Raw genomic sequence first — 17,482 nt, forward strand, 5'->3', positions numbered from 1 at the left:
GCAGACCGCCCGGCCTTGACGTGGGTCAAGGCCGCCGGCCGGCCCGCTCCCTAGCGTCGACGGCATGGACCAAGAAGAGATGACCGCGGTCGGCGTCGAGGCGTTCGGCCAGCCGCTGCGCCGACTGCGCCTGCCCATCACCGCCCCCCGGTACGGCGAGGTGCTCGTCCGGGTGGCGGCCGCCGCGGTCAACCCCGCCGACCTGGGCATGGTCGCCGGCCGGTACCGCTGGTCGCAGCCCGTCCGGTTCCCCCTCGTGCCCGGCTACGACGTCGCCGGCACCGTCGTGGGTACCGGCCAGCCGGTGCTCGCCTTCACCCTGCACAAGGCGACCCAGCGCGGTGGGTACGCGCAGTTCGTCACCCTGCCCGAGGAGTTGGTCGTGCCGCTGCCCGACGGGCTGACCGCCCCGGAGGCGGTACCGCTACTGCTGGCGGGAATGACGGCGTGGCAGGCGCTCGACGCCGTCGGCGAGGTCGGCACGCTGCTGGTGAACGGCCCGCGCGGGGCGATCGGCGGCCTGGCTGCACAGCTGGCCGCCGCGCGCGGCATCACCGTCGTACCGCCCGACGACCCGGGACCGGTCGACGCCGCGCTCGACGTCGTCGGGGGCACGGTGGCGCGGGCGGCCTTCGACCGCGTACGCGACGACGGCCGGTACGTCACCGTGGTCCCCGAGTTCTGGGTCCCGGGTGGCCCGTTCACCGCCGAGCGGGGCATCACGCCGCGGGTCGTCTCGGTACGTCACGACCGGGCCCAACTCGTCGGTCTGGTCGAGCGGCTCGCCGCCGGTACGCTGACCGCCCCCGTCGGCAAGGTGCTGCCGCTGACCGAGGCGGCCGAGGCACACCGGCTCGTCGGGCGGGCCGCGGGCGCGCCGAGGGTCGCCGGCAAGGTCGTGCTGGTGCCCTGAGCCGCGGCCCGGCGGGCGGTGGGTCAACCTCTCCGCCCGCCGTGGCGTCAGCTCGCCAGCAGCTCCCGGACCCGGGGCACCACCTTGGTGGCGTACAGCTCGACGGTGTTCATCGACAGTTCGTGCGGCAGGGTGCCGGCGGTGTACTTCAGGTTGAAGCGCTGGATCCCGAGGGCCCGTACCGTCTTCGCGATCTTGTTGGCCACGGTCTCCGGCGAACCGACGTGCCAGGCACCCTCGGCGATGTCGTTCTCCAGCCGGTCCCGGGTCATCGGAGGCCACCCGCGCTCCCGGCCGATCCGGTTGAACATGACCCGCACGTGCGGCCAGAGCAGGTCGGCCGCCTCCTGGTCGGTACCGGCGACGAAGCCGGGGGCGTGCACCGCGACCGGCAGGCGCTCCTTGCCGAACTCGGCCAGCGCCCGGTGGTACAGGTCGACGTAGGGGGCGAACCGGGCCGGGTCGCCGCCGATGACGGCCAGCACCAGCGGGAAGCCGTACCGGGCGGCGCGCACCACCGACTCGGGGCTGCCACCGACGCCGATCCAGGTACGGATCCGGCCGGACTCGGTCTTCGGGTAGACCTGCTGGTTCTTCAGCCCGGCGCGTACCGTGCCCTCCCAGGTCACCGGCCCCTCGGTCAGCAGCCGCGACATCAGGTCGGCCTTCTCCTCGAAGAGCCGGTCGTAGTCGGTCAGGTCGTACCCGAACAGTGGGAACGACTCCGTGAACGAGCCGCGACCCAGGATGATCTCGGCGCGGCCGTTCGAGACCGCGTCGAGGGTGGCGAACCGCTCGAAGACCCGTACCGGGTCGTCGGAGCTGAGCACCGTCACCGCCGTACCGAGCCGGATCCGCTCGGTACGCCCGGCGATGGTGGCCAGCACGATCTCCGGGGACGAGACCGCGAAGTCGTCGCGGTGGTGCTCGCCGAGGCCGAAGCCGTCGACGCCGAGCCGGTCCGCGAGGACCGCCTCCTCCACCACGTTCCGGATCACCTGCGCGTACGGGATCCGCTTGCCGTCGGCGCCGCTCGTGACGTCGCCGAAGCTGTCCAGCCCGAACTCCAGCGCGGATGTCATGTCCGTTTCCTCCTGGCCTCGATCCGCCGGCCGGACCCGTACGTCCGCCGCCGTCCGGCCATGTAACCGGGGCGTCGGCCGTCCCATTCCCGCGCCGGCCGCCGGAAAACCCGCCCCAGCAGGTGACAGCGCGGGATCGGGAACTCCGATCTCCTCGGCAACCGCTTCAGCTACGGATGAGGCGAGTCAGCGCCGGCCCGGCTGTCCAGTTCGTCGAGCCGGCCGCTCTGCAGATGGGTGATGTCGCCGCCGCAGTCCAGCGCGGCGTCGAGCAGCATGGCGAGCGAGGTGCCGTAGACCGGCACGTCGGCGGGCTCGTCGACCAGGCGGAACTCACCATCGTCGGGGTGTCGGTGCGCGCCGGGCTCCACCCGACAGGCGATCCAGTGCGGCGTCTCCGTCTCGTGGTCGAGAGCCGCACCGATACACCGGCCGTCGGCGAGCTCGATGAGAGAGACGATGGGCAGGGTCTCCCGCCAGATCTGGCGGTGCTCGGCGGCCGGAAGCAGCCGCCACGCGCCGCCGAAGAGCGTCGCCGAGCCGATGCGCCGGTAGAGCGCGACGAGTTCGGCGGACGCGTTGTACAGGCGATCCGGCTGCGGCGGAGTCGTCTCGTGATCGCGCACGATCCGGTCGACCACGTCGTCGATCCGGACCGCGGCGGGCGCCACGTACCAGCCCACGACCGGTCTCAGCGCACCGTCGCCATCCTGCGCCACGCCCATCGGGCCGGCGTACAGAGTGTTCGCCCCCGCCACGCAGGTACGGATACAGCCGCGCGATCCAGCCGGTGACCACCTCGCCCCCGTACGCGTCGGCCGGGTTGTAGATCCGCCGCCAGAAGTCGCGGTCCACGTCGCCCGCCGCGGCCCGCACGAACTGTTGGGTGATCGGCACGAGCGAACGGCACCACGCCTCCAGCCCGAAAGCGGCGACGGCGTCCACCCGGCCCCGGATCTTCTCCCAGTCCGCGACAGTGCCGGTGAGAGAGATCGACGGGATGCCGCAGACACACCTCAACCAGTACGAGAAGTACGGGGAGTAGGCGTCGAGCAGCACCACCCGACCCGCGACCCGTTCGACGTGCGTACTGGTGCTGAAATCGCACTCGAACAGGTCCGGTCCGCCCGTATCGGCGAGCAGCGACTTGCCGAACCGCTGCACCATCCCGCCCCAGGAGTCGGCATCCCTCGGCATCGGCCCGTCCAGGGAGACCTCGATCCGCTTGCGGCCGGCGTGACCGACCAGTCGAGGGCGTAGCTCCTCGGCATGCAGGCGGACGTGCTCGGCGACACCCTGCGCGATGGTCAGCCACACCACGTCCGGGGAGAGCACGAGCGGACGGTGATCGGCGAACGCGCGGGCGACCGCGCCGAGCAGCGGGTGCACACCGTCGGGCGCGAGCACCGGCAGCGCTGGGTCACCGCCCACGGCTAGCGCGTCCGGAAAGAGTTCGCCGAGCGGCTGGGTGGGGAGCGCCTCCGCCGCGGGCGTGACGTCGTCGACCGGAAACGTGATCACCCGGCCACCCTAACCAGGCGACGCAGGAGACCCTCGGTCCTCGGCGGTCACACTGGCCGCACGCCTCATTCCTGAGGCGGGATCGGATGACCGGCGAATGCGGCGGCGACGTTTGCCGGACCGCCCACGGTGCGTCCCGGTGCGAGGCATGCTCAGGTGGTGGCGGCGACGCGCCGTACGTGGCGAAGGGGTGCGCGGCGTGAGGAACTACGACGACGACTGGAGCGACGACCAGCGCGGTCTGTACGACGAGTCCTACGACATCGGCGAGGCGTGGGCGAAGGACCCGGACACCTCGTCGGACGAGCTGCAAGACGTGATCAACATGGCCGAGGCGGACGACGACGAGCTCGGCGACATGGAACTGACCCACCCGGCGCTGGTCGACGCGGTCGCGAACGCCACCGGTGAGCTGCAGGACAGCATCACGGCGGATCGGGACGACCCCGCGTTCCGCGGCTTCACCGACGGCGTGCGCGACGGGGCCGAGGCCGACGTCTTCGGCCTCTGACGACTCCGCGCGCTGACGACTCCGCGCGCTGGCGTCTTCGGGCACCGGCCCAGGTGTCCGCCGGGCAGGGTGGCCGTCGGTCAGGACCTGCCCGGCCGGCGCGGCGGCGTCGGTGGTACACGGGAGACGTTATCGGAGCCGAACACGTCGCTGGCGTACCACCGACGGCGGGATGAGTGTCGTCGGCGCCGTTCACGCCGTGCTCGGGCGCATGGTCGTTGTCGACGCGCCGTCACCTGAACGTCAGAGGCGCTATCCGTGGCCGGTAGCGCCTCTGACGTTCAGGTGACCGGGTAGTGCGGTGGTCAGCCCGCCTTGCGTACGCGGTAGGCCAGGTGGGTGACGCCCTTGCCCTCGACCACCCGCGTCGGCCCCTCCAGCTGTACGGGTGCGATCTTGAGCCCGGCGAAGAACGGGATGCCGTCGCCGAGCAGGACGGGTACGAGGTCGACGTGGACCTCGTCGAGCAGCCCGGCCTCGATGACCTGCGTCGCGATCGTGCCGCCGTTCACCCCGACCTCCTTGTCACCGGCGAGGGACCTCGCCTTGTCGATCGCGCTCTCGATGCCGTCGGTGACGAACGCGAACGAGTCGTTCTCACCCGCCCACCCGTCCGGCACGGTGTGCGTGACGACGACCACGGGCACGTCCATCGGGTGCCGGCCGCCCCAGCCGTTGGTCATGTCGAACAGCCGCCGGCCCACGACCAGCGCCCCCGTACGCTCGCGCAGCTCGCGCAGGTGTTCAGCGCTCGCCGCCGAGGTACGCATCGTCATCTCGGGGTTCGCCGTCGCCGTCTCGACGTCGCCGTTGCCGTACCACTGGAAGAGGTACTCGAACCCGCCGTGCGACGCGTCGGCGATGTACCCGTCCAGCGACATGGTCGCCCCGGTCGTGACCTTCGTCATCGTTCCGCTCCTCGGTCTCCGTCGGCCCGCCGGTTCCCCCGGCCGGCCCTTCACCCGAGGGTCGAAGCTGGCGACGAGGATCTCGACAACCCTCCCGAGATTTTTTCCGCCAATTCCGTGGCTCCGTTCCCGCGCTGGTCAGCGGCGTGTGTACGGCTCGGCGGCGGCCCGACCGTGCTGCTCGCCGGGGGCCGGACCGTGCTGCTCGCCGGCGCCGCGGCTGCGGCGCGAGACGGCGTACGCGACGGCGCGGGTCCGCTGGATCAGGCCGGCCGGGAGCAGACCGGTGGGGTGGTTCCCGATCGGGTCGAACGCCAGTGCCGCGTCGGCGGTGGCGGGCAGGGGTTCGCGGAGCGTGGCCTGCCCGAACGGCACCCACCGGCCGGTGGCGCTCGCCGCCGAGAGTACGAACACCACGGCGCCGTCGCGGACCCGCGCGGCGACGGCGTCGAGGCGGGCCCCCAACGGCCGCGCCTCGGCGGAGAGGTAACACCGGCGACCGGCGCGGCGGTACGACAGGATGCTGCTGTACGGGCCGGCGAAGTCCCGGCGTGGCAGGGGCAGGTGTCGCAGCACCGGCGGCCGTCCCGCCGAGGAGACCAGCAGGTCCACCGGTCGGGTCGCGGTGTGGATGCGGATGGCGAGGCCGAGCACGTCCGGCCAGCCCTCCGGTGTGGGTACGCCCCGGGAGAGGCGGATCGTGGCCGGGAACCGTCCCGGCCCGGTCGCGACGTGCCCGGCCAACCCGCCCCAGAGTTCGACGTGGCCCTCGAAGGAGCGCCCGCGCGGATGCAACAGGCGCCCGCCGCGCCACCGGGACACGGCCCGCCCCAGGCTCTGGCCGAACGAGGTCGCGGACCGGGTCCCCACGCGCGTGCCCCTTCCGGTGTCGACGCCACGCCTGCCACGGGACCACGGGAGTTGTCTCTCCCGGATCCCTCGGGAACCTCCTTCCCGGGATTCCCGGCGACGAACGTCCCCTCGGCATTCCCGGCGACGAACGTCCCCTCGCTCCCCGGCTGCGAACGTCCCCTCGGTCCCCGGGAACAAACGTCCCCTCGGCATTCCGGGCTACGGACCTCGCCTCGGCGCCGGGAGCGGACGCCCGCCCGCTCAGCGGGTCAGGCCCGGCCGCTCGGCGTGGCGGAGCCGGTCGCCCACGTCGGCCGGTACCGCTCCGGCGGTACGGCCGGCCGGCCGGCGGAGCCCGTCGAGCAGTTCGGCGGCGACCAGCCGGGTCAGCGACGGCACCAGGTCCGTGGACCGGCGCAGCAGCCACCGGCTCCCCTGGGTGGCCATCCACCGGACCCGCTGCCCCACCGTCGGCTCCGGGTTGGTCGCGGCCAGCCCCGGCAGCCGGGGCACCGGATGGCCGGCGTCGCGCAGGGCCAGCGCGAACCGGTACGCGAGCAGCCGGTGCCCGCGTTCGCTCGGGTGCAGCCGGTCGACGCTCCAGTTGGTCCGCGCGTACACGGTGGCGTCGTCCCCCGGCGGGCCGGCCAGGTCGACGTGGAGAGTGCCGTGACCGGCGGCGATCTCGTCGAGTACCGCGTTCAGCGCCGCCATCCGCCGCCCCAGCGGGCGGGCGAGCGCCCCCGGCAGCCCGAACATCCGGCCCGGGTCCGGCAGCCGCGCGGTCAGTACCGTGGCGCCGTTCGCCGTCAAGGCCCCGACGACCCCGGTGAGGGTGCGCCCGAGCGCGCCGGCGTCGAAGTCCCCCCGCAGGGTGTCGTTCATGCCCACCAGCACCGACGCCAGCTCGGGGCGGAGCGTGAGCGCGACCGGCAGTTGCCGCTCGGCCACGTCGGCGATGCGCGCGCCGCTGACGGCGAGGTTGTGCAGCTCGACGCGGCGCCCGGCGCCGGGTCGCCCGTCCGGCCGGACACCACCGCCCGGGCCAGCGTTGTCGTCCGGGCCCCCGTGTTCGTACGGGCGGGTCGCGCGGTCGTGGTCGAGCGCCTCCGCGAGGAGTACGGCCCAGCCGCGCCAGCCACCGCCGGGCATCGGATCACCGAACCCGCTGGTGACGGAGTCGCCGAGGGCGGCAAACCGAATCATCGCCCGCCGCCGCGAATGATCGTCCTCGACACGCTGCCACCGTGCCGCCTCCGGAAATGCACAAGGTCACGTCGTCGTGACCGGGCGGCGAAGAGCGGGCGACAACGTGGCGGCACCGCCCGCCTCCACCGCCATCATCGCCCCGGCCCCGGGGGCCGGGGGCCGGGCGCCGGGCGCCGGGCCCCCGGACCTCGGCCGCCAAGCGCCAGGCGTCACGCGCCAGGCGCCGGCCGCCAGCCGTCACGCGTCACGCGTCACGCGCCACGGGCCACGCATCAGGCGCCAGACGTGAGGCGCCACGCGTCAGGCGTCAGGCACGGTCGCCCAGAAGGCACAGCGGTGCTCGGCGCCGAAGTCGACCCGGCCGCTGCCGCCGGCCGCCAGCGTGCGGACGTACGGCACGGTGGCGTCCGCGCGGACCCGGGGCCAGCTCGTCGCGCCGGTCGCGGCGAACCGGGACCACTCGCGGACCATCTCGCCGGCCAGTTCCGGCTGCGCGGTACCGCGCAGCCAGACGATGCCGTCGAAGAGGTAGGGCAGTTCGTAGCCGTGGCTGGCGCCCCACGGGTACGCGTCGTCGAGCGCCGGACCGTGCCGCTCGGCGAACTCGTAGCCGTAGACCGGGGTGTGCCGGGCGAGGAGCCGGTCGCCCGCGAGGGTCGGGCAGGCCCACATCCGGTCGGTGGCCACGGCCGCCCAGGCCAGGCCGGGCCGGTCGGCGTAGGCGGCGACCGGGTACGCGGCGGCGACCCGCCCGGCCTGGTCTCCGAAGGCCGCGTCGAGGGCGGCGGCGTACTGCTCGGCGGTGTAGGGCAGCCACTCGTCGACGGCGCCGAGGAAGCCGCGGAACTCGTCGAGGTTGCTGCCCGACAGCACCGGTACCCGCCGGAACGCCCCGGCGCGCAGCGCGTCGGCCGGGTTCGCCGGCAGCACGGGATTTCCGTACGCGGGCAGCGCGAACGCCGCCTGCCCGACGCCGGTGGTGGCGGCGATCAGCTCGTCGCGGCCGACGGCCCGCAGGCAGGCCAGGGTCTCCGGGTCGTCCTCGGCGCAGCCCAGCTCGCCGGCGAGCCGGTGCCCGGCGGTCTCCAGCGCGGCCCGGTCCGTCCACTGCGAACCGGCCGGCAGCCCGAAGAAGAGCCCGGCCGGCCAGTCGAGCAGGCAGCTGCCCGACTGGATGATGGCCTTGTCGAAGAGCCCGGCCGCCGCCGGAGAGGTCAGCTGGGCGCAGACGCTGAGCCCGCCCGCGGACTGGCCGGCGAGCGTGACGTTGTGCGGGTCGCCCCCGAAGGCCGCGGCGTTGCGGCGCACCCAGCGCAGCGCGGCCTGCTGGTCCTGTAGCCCGAAGGTGCCGGAGCCGGCCAGCCCCGGCAGTCCGAAGTAGCCGAAGACGCCGAGGCGGTAGTTGACGGTGACGACGACCGTGTCACCGGCCGCCGCGAGCCGACGCGCGTCGTAGGCGCTGCCGGTGCCGGTCTGGAAGCTGCCGCCGTGCAGCCAGACGATCACGGGACGGTCGCGGCCCGGCGCGGTGGGGGTGGTCACGTTCAGGTAGAGGCAGTCCTCGCGCGGGTCGACCACGGTCGGGTCCGCGCTGGGCTGTTGCGCGCAGGGCCGGCCCGGGGCCGTCGCGTCGCGTACCCCCGACCAGGGCGCGGGATCCTGCGGCGCGCGCCAGCGCAGCGCGCCGACGGGCGGCGCCGCGTACGGGATGCCCTGGAACGTACGGCGGTCGCCGTCGACCGTGCCGCGCAGCGTTCCGAGGTCGGTACGGACGACGGACCGGTCGGGGGTGGCGGGCGGTTCGTGGGCCGCCGGTCCGGTTACCGGTACGCCCATCAGCAGCGTGGCGGCGAGCGACAAGAGTCTCATGAGCACCCTCCCGTTTTATGGTGCAGCTGCATCATAAAACATCTGGAAGGCTCTCTGAGATGCCGAAGCGCGTCGACCACGAGCAGCGACGACGCCAGATCGCGGCGGCGGTCTGGCGGATCGCCGCGACCCGGGGACTGCCCGCGGCGACCCTGCGCGAGGTCGCCGCCGAGGCCGGGGTGTCGATGCGGCTGGTGCAGTACTACTTCACGACCAAGGAGCAGTTGCTGGTCTACGCCTTCGAGCAGGGCGCGCGGTCGGCCGGCGAGCGCATGCGGGCCAGCTTCGCCGCCCTCGGGCGCCCGCCCGAGCCGGTCGACGTGGTACGGATCTGCCTGCTCGAACTGCTCCCGACCGACGAGGAGAGCCTGATGCTCGCCCGGGTGCACGCGGCCTACTACGCGGCGGCCCTCACCGACGCGGCGCTGGCGAACGCGGACGCCGAGGACCCGCAGCAGCAGTTGGAGAACGTGCTCGCCACCCAACTACGCGCCGGTCAGGCGGCCGGCGACGTGCCCGCCGGCATCGACCCCGCGCTGGAGGCCCGCGGGCTGGCCGCGCTCGCCGCCGGGCTCTCCTCGATCATGCTGGTCGGCGGTCGCACCGCCGAGGACGCGATCGCGCTGGTCCGGTACCACGTGGACCGCCTCTTCCCCGGTGCCGCCGCCGACTCCTGGGCCGGCTCCGGCCCGGACGCGGACCGCTGACGGCCGCGCCGCCGGCGGGTGACGGGCGCCGCGCGCCCCGGTCCGCCGGGCAGCGTCAGCCCGCGCGCGCCGCCCGCCGGGCCGGCGCCGTCTTGCGCGGGGTGGCGGCCTGCTTCGCCGGCGTACGGTTGGCCTGCTTCGTGGCGGTGGCCTTCTTCCCCGGTACCCGCTTGGACGGCGCGGTCCGCTTCGCGGGGGCGGCCTTCTTCGCGGCCTTCGCCGCGGTGCCCGGGCTCTTCCGCGGACTCTTCGCCGCGGTCGCGCCGGTGGCGCGCTTCGTGGCGGTGGCGACCTTCTTCGCCGCCGCCGTCGCCCGTCCGGGGGCCTTCTTCGCGCCGGTGGCCTTGCGGGCGGCCTTGGGCCGGGTGGCCGTACCCCTGGTGCCCCCGCGCCCGTCCGGGGCCCGTCTCGGCTCGGTCTTGGTCGACCGGGCGGGGGTCCCTCGTCGGTCGTTGGCCATCGCGCTCCTCCTCGTCCGGCGGCGAACGTGACTCCCCTCGACCTCGGTTCCTAAACACCCGCCCAGAACGAAAAGACGCCGGCCCGGGACCGATGCGGTCCCGGGCCGGCGTGCGGGGACGCCCGCCACCATGGCCGTGCCGACCGGACCGGGGCAGGCGTAGTCGATGGTCGCGCCGCTGCGGACCGGGTCGCCCGGGGGCGTGACGGAGCCGGCGCGAGGGCGGTCGCGGCGGCGCCGCGCGGCCGATGTCCGGGTGCGGACAAGGAGGACGCCCCAGGTGACGGGGTACGAGGTGCGCCGGAGACGCGACCGGCAGGGAACTCTGCCGAGCGTTCGCAAACCCACAGGCATACCCCAGTGAGCAGCAGGGGGTGCGGACGTGAACAATCAGTTGATCAACCGCGTGCGGAGGCCGGCGAGCGGGGACGTACCCGGACGCAACGGCCACCGCCTCGGCGCGCCGGGCCTCCACTGAGAACCTGCGATCATGTTGCGCATGACAAGCGGGTTCGGTCGGATCCTCATCTCGTACGCCCCCGACAGCGCCGCGCACGTGGACGCCGTCCGGGACCTCTGGGTCGTGCTGCGCGCCGCGGGGCTGGACGCGAACCTGCTCCCGGCGTCCGCCGAGCCGGCCGGCAGCGGACCGGCCGGCAGCGGACCGGCCGGCCCGGCGCCGGACTCCGTCGACCCGGACTCGGCCGACCCGGACATTGCCGAGGCCGACCTGGACACTGCCGAGCTGGACTCCGCCGACGTCGTGCTGCTCGTCGGCTCGCCGCTCTACCGCGACGTGGCGGCCGGCGCGGGTCCCGGGCGCTGGCGGACGATCCACGCGATCGGGGACCGGGTGGCCGGGGACGAGAAGTTCGCCGCCGCCGTACTGCCGGTCGTGCTGCCCGGAACGTCCGTGGACGACCTGCCGGCCTTCCTCGCCGCGCACCCCGGCCCGCGGCACCGCCTGCGCGGGCTCGGCGGGCGGGGCGTCGCCGCGCTGGTCGAGGAGCTGCACGGCCGCTGCGGCTCGATGGGCCCCGCGCCCCGGCACGAGCTGCGCCTCGACGTCAGCGTGGTGCAGAGCCGGGTGCGCGCCACCGCCACGCTCGCCGGGACCGTGCTGTGCCGGCGCGACGAACCGCTGCCCTTCGGCCGGGACGAGGTCTGGTCGCTGCTGGACCTGCCCGACGCCGAAGCCCGGCTGGCGCGGCTGGGGCAGCGGCTGTCGGCGGCCCTCTTCGACACCGACTCCCTCGACCAGCTCACCACGCTCGTCACGGCCGCCGTGGACGGTACGGTGATCGATGTCGTGGTCGACGCGGACGGGCCGGCCCACGAGTTGCCGTTCGAGCTGATCCGCCTCACCGACCAGCGCGTGCTCGCCACCGTCGACGGGGTCCGCTTCACCCGGACCGTCGCGGGCGTACCGGCGCTGGCCCACCCGCCGAGGCCCGGACCGCTGAAGATCCTGGTCGCCGTGGGCGCGCCCGAACGCACCGACAACCCGCCACTGGACGTCGAGGCCGAGCTGCAGGCGATCGTCGACGTGGTCGGTGGCCTCGGCCGGGCCGAGATCACCATCCTGGAGGTGGCCGGCCCGCAGGAGATCGCCGAGGCGCTGCGCCGCGACGCGTACCACGTGCTGCACCTGTCGGCGCACGGCTCCCCGTACGGGGTCGAGCTGGCCGACCGGGACGGCAACGCGGTCGACGTGCAGGCCGCCGACCTGGTACGCGTGCTGCGGCGGGGTGGCCGGCCACTGCCGCTGATCGTGCTCTCCAGCTGCGGCGGCGCCGCCGACGCCGACACGGGGCTCGCGACGACCCTGCTGCGGCACGGCGCCGACCGGGTCATCGCGATGCAGACCACGGTGAGCGACCCGTACGCCACCGGCCTGCTCTCCCGCGTCTACCGCCGGCTGGCCGAGGAGAATCCCCCGGTCGCCGCGGCACTCGCCACCGCCCGGGCGGAGCTGTTCGAGGAAGCGGTACGCGCCGGCACGCCGAGCCGGCCCGAGTACGCCGTGCCGACCCTCTTCGCCGCCTCGGACGGACCGCTCTGGGACGCGGCGGCGCCACCCGTACCGCTGAGCAACCCCACCGAGTTGCCCACCGGCGCCGGGGTGCGCGAGCTGCTGCTCGGCGAGCTGATCGGGCGGCGCGCGCAGCTGCGGGTCGTGTCGCAGACCCTGCGCGACGAGACCCCGGCGACCGGCGAGTCAGCGCTGGTCAACGGGGTGGTGCTGACCGGCGTCGCCGGGATCGGCAAGACGGCGCTGGCCGGCCGGGCGGTCAACCGGCTCCGCGACGACGTCGACGACCCGTGGTCGATCGTCGTACACACCGGCGTCTGGAACCCGCCCCGGCTCGTCGAAGACGTGGCCGCCACCGAGGCCGGCGCGGAGGTCCGGGACCACAGCGACCAGGCCGCTGCGCTCGCCGCGATCACCAACGCGCTGCGGACCCGCCGCCTGCTGATCGTCTTCGACGACTTCGAGCAGAACCTTACGGTCGGCGGCGCCGACTTCCACGACCCGGGCTTCGCGGAGATCTTCGAGGAGCTGTGCCGGGCGGCGGAGCGCGGAAAGATCCTGGTGACCAGCCGCCACCTGCCGCCGGGCGAGCTGCCGCTGCTGCACGTCGGGGTCCCGCCGCTGAGCGACGCCGAGGTACGTCGGCTGCTGCTGCGCCTGCCGGCGGTGCGGGCGCTCTCCCCCGACGACCGGGAGACGGTGGTACGGGCCGTCGGCGGGCACCCCCGGCTGCTGGAGTTCGTCGACGCCCTGCTGCACGGCGACGCCGGGCGGGCGCGGCTGCCCGAGGTGACCGAGCGGCTGCGCCGCCTCACCGGGCCGGCCGGCACCCCGGACGCCGCCCCGGCGCGCCAAGCGCCGACGGCGGCGAAAGCGCCGGCGCCCGAAGCGGGGACGGTGGCGGCGCCCGGCACCGACGGGCGCGAGGCGGACGCGCCCGACCCGGCCGGGGCGACCCGGCGGGCGATCGCGCTGGCCGCCCGCGACATGCTGCTCGCTGAGCTGCTGGACCTGCTGACCCCGGCCGAGCGCGAGACGCTGCACCAGGCGGCCGTGTCGCGGGTACCCGTTACCGCCGACGACCTCGCGTTCGCCCTGCTCGAACGGGAGCCGACCGGCGAGGACCGGGAGGCCGTCGCCGCACACCTGCGCCGGCTGTCCGGCCTCACCCTCGTCACCTCGAATCCGGCGGGAGCCCCCGGATCCCGAAATGCGGGCGAGGACGGGGTGCTCGTGGAGCCGTGGCTGCGCGACGCCCTCGCGGAGCCGCACGGCGAACGGCGCCTCGACCGGCACCGCCGCGCCGCGGCGATGTGTGACCGGATCGTCGAGAGCGACCGAGGCGACTTCGCGACCCTCACCGAGGCCGTGCACCACCTGCGGGTCACCGGCCGCTTCGACGAGCTGGCCGCGTTCGCCGGGCGGGTGCTGCCCCGGCTCGCCGAGGAGCTGGCCGTGGCCGCCTTCCTCGGCGAGGTCACCCCGGACTTCCCCGCCGACCACCCCGCGTACCTGGGTCTGCTCGCCCGGGAGCGGGACGCGCTGGAGGCCACCGGCGGTACCGCCGCCGCGGCGGTCAAGGGCGAGGAGGTGGTCGCCCTGGTCGCCGCCCGGGCCGAGGCCGTACCGGAGGAGATCGAGGCACAGCTCGCGCTCAGCGCGGCGCTGGACACCCAGGCCCGGCTGATGCACCGCCTGGGTCGACTGGACCCCGCGGACGACCTCTACGCGTGGGCGCTCACCATCGACCTGCGGCTGCACGACGCCGACCCCGGCGACGCGCGGCTGCGGCGCAACGTCGGGCTGAGCTACCAGAAGATCGCACAGTTGGCGCTGGACCGCGACGAGCCCGAGCGGGCCCGCGAGGCGGCGCGGCGGTCGCTGCGGATCCGCGAGGAACTGGCGGCCACCGACCCCGACGACCCGGCCGCGCAGTGCGACCTCGCGGCCGGTCTCGCCACGCTGGCCGCCGTCTGCCGGGCCGCCGACGACGACGGGACGGCCCGCGAACTGCTCGACCGGGCGCTGCTCGTCTGGCGTCGCGTCGTACCGGACGACGCCACGGACGCGAACCTGCTGTCCGGCCTCCTCGACTGCGTGAACGCCCTGGCCGACGTCATCGGCCTCGACGGCGACGAGGCCGAACAGGCCGGACGGCTCATCCTGGAGGCGGGCTCGCTCGCCGAGCGGCTGACGGCCGCCGACAGCAGCGACATCGCCGCCCAGCGCAAGCTGCTCGCCGCGTACTGGCGGCTCGCCGACATGGACCTCGCGGGCGGCGACCCGGCCTGCGCCGGGCAGCACGTCGAGGCCGGGCTGTCGCTGGCCCAGCGCCTGGCCGACACCGACCCGGACAGCGTCGACGGGCTGCGCGACCTGAGCACCGCGTTCCGCCGCGTGGCCGAGCACGCGCTCGCGAACGGGCAGCCCGAGGAGGTACGCGGCAACCTCGAACGGTCGCTGGAGATCACCGAGGGCCTGGTCCACCGCTTCCCCCGCGACGGCGGTCTCCGCCGCGACCTGGCCGAGTCCTGCCAGCGCCTCGGCGACTGGGTACGCGACGGCGGGGACCACGAGTCGGCGGACGCGCTCTACCGGCAGGCGCTGGCGAGCTGGCGCCGGCGGGCCACGCTCGATCCGGCGGACCTCGGGGCCCGGCTGGCCCAGGCCGACCTGCACGACCGCCTGGCCGAGCTCGAACTTGCCGCCGGCGACCGGTCCGGGGCGCGCCGGCGGTGGCGCCGGGCCCTCGCGATCGCCGAGGAGGTGTGCGCCGAGGCCCCCACCGAGGAGCACGAGGATCGGGTGACCCGCTACCGGACGAGGCTCGGCTAGCGCCGGGCACCCACGTCACGCCGGGCCGGTCCGCTCCACAGCACCGCCGTCACGACCGGTCCGAACAAGCGCGCCACGTCGGCGGCGAAGCGCGCCGGTGCCAGGCCGAGCCGGCGGAGCGCACCGGCGTGACCGGCCGCGACCACCAGCGTCGCGCCGAGCATCAGCACCCACCAGCCGCCCGTCACGGCGGCGCGGGCCGGCCACGGCAACCGGCCGAGTCCGCGCCGCAGGCGCGCGACGTGGAACGGCACATGCCGCTCCTCGTCCGCGAGGATCCGCCCGGCCACCTCGCGCAGCAGGGGCTGCGGCGCGCCGTCGCGCAGGGCGCGGTAGTACCGCAACGCGACCACCTCGGCCAGCATCAGCGTCATCAGCTCCAGCCGCAGGCCCAACGCCCGACGCACGAGGACGAACACCGTGTCGGTCCAGTGCCCCGCGATGGTGGGCGCTCCGGCCTCGGCCAGCACGCGTTCCAGCAACCGGGCGTGGCGCTGCTCCTCGGCCACGAACATCCGCACCGCCGCCAGGTAGTGCGCGTCGCCCGCCCGGGCGCTCTTGGCGATGAGACTGGCGCCGTCGCCGTCCTCACCCGTCTGGAACCGCTGCAGGCTCGCGACCAACGCCTCCGGTAGCGGTCCGCCGGTGCCCCAGGCCGGTTCCGGCGTACGGCTCCGCTCGGCCGCCGCATCCTCGAACCGCCGTACCCAGTACGCGAAGTCCATGCTCGTCCTCCCGTCGCCCGGCTCCAGCCTGACCGGCGTCTTCGCGGCGGGGAACCGCCTTCACCAGACCTCCACGGCATCCACGCAGGGCCCGACGGTTAGCCTGTACGCGTGCGGGATGCGGGCCTCCGGGGCGACCTCGATGGCTGACGCCGACGACGTCCGTCGACTGGCGCTGGCGCTCCCGCACGTGGTCGAGATCGACAGCGAGGGCTTCGACTTCCGGGTCGCCGACAAGGGCTTCGTCTGGTCGTACCCCGAGCGCGCACCGGGCAGGCCGCGCGTCATCCGTACCGACATCGCGGTGCTCTACGTCGGCGACGAGGCGGAGAAGCAGGCGCTGCTCCTCGGCGAGCCCGAGCTGTTCTTCACCACCCCCGCGTACGACGGGGCGCCGCTGGTCATGTTGCGGCTGGAGCGGGTGGACGTCGACCGCCTCACCGAACTCGTCACCGACGCGTGGCGCATGCGGGCCCCGGACTCTCTCGTCGGCGACCTCGACCCCGACGAGGACAGCGCCGAGCCGAGCGCTATTGCCTGATCCTCTCGACATGGGGAGCATCAGTCATTCCGGTCGGCCGGGGTGGACGCCGCCTGTCGTACGGCGCCGCGAGAATCGACCCTCGTGTTCCGCCGCCTGGACCAGGGAGACCTGCTGCTCACGTCGGGACCGGACGCCGAGGTGTTCCGGGTCTCCCTGCGACCCTTCGCGTTCGTCTCCACGATCCGCTGGTGCGATCACCGGCGGGAACTGTTCGCGACGGCCGTTCCGGCGGGCCGCCGGGTGCCCGACGTTTCGACCAACGACCGGGGCGAGCTGAGCCTGTTCCGGTGCGACCCCCGCGACGGCGGCTGGCAGCGGGTCTACCAGGGGTACGCGCACGATCCGGTCTGCCTGCCCGACGGCGGCTACGTGGCCCATCGCGGCGCCGGCCTGACCCTGCTCGACGTGCGGGGCGCGGTCGTACGCGAGCTGAAGGTCGGACGGTTCGGCTGGGGGCCGCCCGCGCTGTCGGTCAGCCCCGGCGGCGATACGGTGGCCTGGCTGCGGTGGCGGGGCGACGACGGCAGGCTCCGGGTCGAGGGCGTGGAGCCGGGGCGTTCGGCCGAGTTCCGTACGACCGCCGGCCGGTACGCCTGGCTCGACCCGCAGACCCTGGTCTACGTACACGGTGCCCGCCCCCGTCTGCTCGACGTCGCGTCCGGCGCGACCCGCCGCTTCGGCCGGGGGTTGCACGACCACGCGCGCCGGGGCGTGACCGGCGGTACGGACGAGTTGCGGGCGCTGGCCGAACTGCCGGCCCGGCAGCTGTGGGAAAGCTACGACGACCTTCAGGTGGTCGGCGACGACGTGTGGTTCTCCGCCGCCCTCGTGCAACAGCGCGGTCCGCTGCGAGTCGACGGGATCTTCCGGACCGATCGCGGCGGCAACCACCTGACCCTGGTCGCGGCCATGCCGCCCGGCGACCGCGTCGAGGGTTTCTTCGCCCTGCCCGACCGGAGCGCGCTGATCCTCGTGGCGACCCACGACGGCACCGCCGTCGTCGGCCGTCGCGAGGCTGCCGTCGGACCGGCCGCCGGTTTCCTGGCCTCGGGATGGTCGCCGCTGTTGGAGAGCAGTCAGCCGGAGTTCGGCTTCCACCGGCTCCCGGCCTCGGCGCCGCAACCGTGACGGCGCCGCGGGCACCCGCCGGACCGACCGCCATCGCGCCGATGCCCGGCCGGCCAGCCACGGAACGCGGGGAGGCCGGTCGCCCACAAACGTCCGGCGGGGGGGGGGGGCGGCGCGGGGGGGGCGGGCGGCGCGCGGGGGGGGGGGGCGGGGGTGGGGGCGCGCGCCTCAGGGGGAGGGTGGGAG

15 protein-coding genes and 1 pseudogene are annotated in these 17,482 nt (G+C 74.7%); 7 read left to right on the forward strand and 9 right to left on the reverse strand.

Going from position 1 to position 17,482, the window contains the following annotated elements; translation table 11 throughout:
* Positions 1-64 precede the first annotated feature (64 nt).
* On the forward strand, positions 65-913 hold the full coding sequence (locus AB0J86_RS31510) for a zinc-binding dehydrogenase (protein ID WP_363861301.1): 849 nt from the start codon (positions 65-67) through the stop codon (positions 911-913).
* Positions 914-960: 47 nt separating this feature from the next.
* On the opposite strand, the gene AB0J86_RS31515 is transcribed toward AB0J86_RS31510, so the two are convergent.
* The 3 genes and pseudogenes from AB0J86_RS31515 to AB0J86_RS31525 form a co-directional block, all read right to left on the reverse strand.
* Positions 961-1,995, reverse strand: coding sequence for an LLM class flavin-dependent oxidoreductase (locus tag AB0J86_RS31515; RefSeq protein WP_363861302.1), 1,035 nt, complete (start codon positions 1,993-1,995; stop codon positions 961-963).
* A 170-nt stretch (positions 1,996-2,165) separates the two neighbouring features.
* Positions 2,166-2,753 carry a hypothetical protein gene (locus AB0J86_RS31520; RefSeq protein WP_363861315.1) on the reverse strand — a complete coding sequence of 196 codons (588 nt, stop codon included), beginning with the start codon at positions 2,751-2,753 and terminating at the stop codon, positions 2,166-2,168.
* Positions 2,754-2,805: 52 nt separating this feature from the next.
* Positions 2,806-3,330: pseudogene (locus tag AB0J86_RS31525) on the reverse strand (DUF4419 domain-containing protein); the annotation flags it as partial.
* Between AB0J86_RS31525 and AB0J86_RS31530 the strand changes: the two are divergent.
* Positions 3,265-3,432: a hypothetical protein gene (locus AB0J86_RS31530; protein WP_363861316.1), complete on the forward strand. Its 168-nt coding sequence runs from the start codon at positions 3,265-3,267 to the stop codon at positions 3,430-3,432. The pseudogene AB0J86_RS31525 and the gene AB0J86_RS31530 overlap by 66 nt on opposite strands.
* Before the next feature lie 283 nt (positions 3,433-3,715).
* Positions 3,716-4,027 carry a hypothetical protein gene (locus tag AB0J86_RS31535; RefSeq protein ID WP_363861303.1) on the forward strand — a complete coding sequence of 104 codons (312 nt, stop codon included), beginning with the start codon at positions 3,716-3,718 and terminating at the stop codon, positions 4,025-4,027.
* Positions 4,028-4,332: 305 nt separating this feature from the next.
* On the opposite strand, the gene AB0J86_RS31540 is transcribed toward AB0J86_RS31535, so the two are convergent.
* The 4 genes from AB0J86_RS31540 to AB0J86_RS31555 all read right to left on the reverse strand — a co-directional run bounded on the left by AB0J86_RS31540 (position 4,333) and on the right by AB0J86_RS31555 (position 8,865).
* Positions 4,333-4,935, reverse strand: a complete 603-nt coding sequence (locus AB0J86_RS31540) for a dihydrofolate reductase family protein (RefSeq protein ID WP_363861304.1) — start codon at positions 4,933-4,935, stop codon at positions 4,333-4,335.
* Positions 4,936-5,073: 138 nt separating this feature from the next.
* Entirely contained in the window at positions 5,074-5,805 is a 732-nt protein-coding gene (locus AB0J86_RS31545; RefSeq protein WP_363861305.1) for a phosphodiesterase, read from the reverse strand.
* Between the two features lie 243 nt (positions 5,806-6,048).
* Positions 6,049-6,993, reverse strand: a complete 945-nt coding sequence (locus tag AB0J86_RS31550) for an SGNH/GDSL hydrolase family protein (protein ID WP_363861306.1) — start codon at positions 6,991-6,993, stop codon at positions 6,049-6,051.
* Between the two features lie 303 nt (positions 6,994-7,296).
* Positions 7,297-8,865, reverse strand: a complete 1,569-nt coding sequence (locus AB0J86_RS31555) for a carboxylesterase family protein (protein WP_363861307.1) — start codon at positions 8,863-8,865, stop codon at positions 7,297-7,299.
* A gap of 59 nt (positions 8,866-8,924) precedes the next feature.
* Here AB0J86_RS31555 and AB0J86_RS31560 point away from each other — a divergent pair, with 59 nt between their 5' ends.
* Entirely contained in the window at positions 8,925-9,572 is a 648-nt protein-coding gene (locus AB0J86_RS31560; RefSeq protein WP_363861308.1) for a TetR/AcrR family transcriptional regulator, read from the forward strand.
* Positions 9,573-9,627: 55 nt separating this feature from the next.
* Here the strand turns inward: AB0J86_RS31560 and AB0J86_RS31565 are convergent, their stop codons facing one another.
* On the reverse strand, positions 9,628-10,032 hold the full coding sequence (locus AB0J86_RS31565) for a hypothetical protein (RefSeq protein WP_363861309.1): 405 nt from the start codon (positions 10,030-10,032) through the stop codon (positions 9,628-9,630).
* A gap of 499 nt (positions 10,033-10,531) precedes the next feature.
* Between AB0J86_RS31565 and AB0J86_RS31570 the strand changes: the two genes are divergently transcribed.
* Positions 10,532-14,899 carry a CHAT domain-containing protein gene (locus AB0J86_RS31570; protein WP_363861310.1) on the forward strand — a complete coding sequence of 1,456 codons (4,368 nt, stop codon included), beginning with the start codon at positions 10,532-10,534 and terminating at the stop codon, positions 14,897-14,899.
* On the opposite strand, the gene AB0J86_RS31575 is transcribed toward AB0J86_RS31570, so the two are convergent.
* Complete coding sequence (locus tag AB0J86_RS31575) at positions 14,896-15,624, reverse strand: ferritin-like domain-containing protein (RefSeq protein ID WP_363861311.1); 729 nt, start codon at positions 15,622-15,624, stop codon at positions 14,896-14,898. The two genes, AB0J86_RS31570 and AB0J86_RS31575, sit on opposite strands and share 4 nt — an antisense overlap.
* A 142-nt stretch (positions 15,625-15,766) precedes the next feature.
* Here AB0J86_RS31575 and AB0J86_RS31580 point away from each other — a divergent pair, with 142 nt between their 5' ends.
* A complete protein-coding gene (locus tag AB0J86_RS31580; RefSeq protein WP_363861312.1) occupies positions 15,767-16,165 on the forward strand; it encodes an MmcQ/YjbR family DNA-binding protein in 399 nt (132 codons plus the stop codon).
* An 84-nt stretch (positions 16,166-16,249) separates the two neighbouring features.
* Positions 16,250-17,296, forward strand: a complete 1,047-nt coding sequence (locus AB0J86_RS31585) for a hypothetical protein (protein ID WP_363861313.1) — start codon at positions 16,250-16,252, stop codon at positions 17,294-17,296.
* The last annotated feature ends 186 nt before the right edge of the window (positions 17,297-17,482 follow it).

Source organism: Micromonospora sp. NPDC049559, from assembly GCF_040676675.1.
Classification (GTDB): domain Bacteria; phylum Actinomycetota; class Actinomycetes; order Mycobacteriales; family Micromonosporaceae; genus JBFAPK01.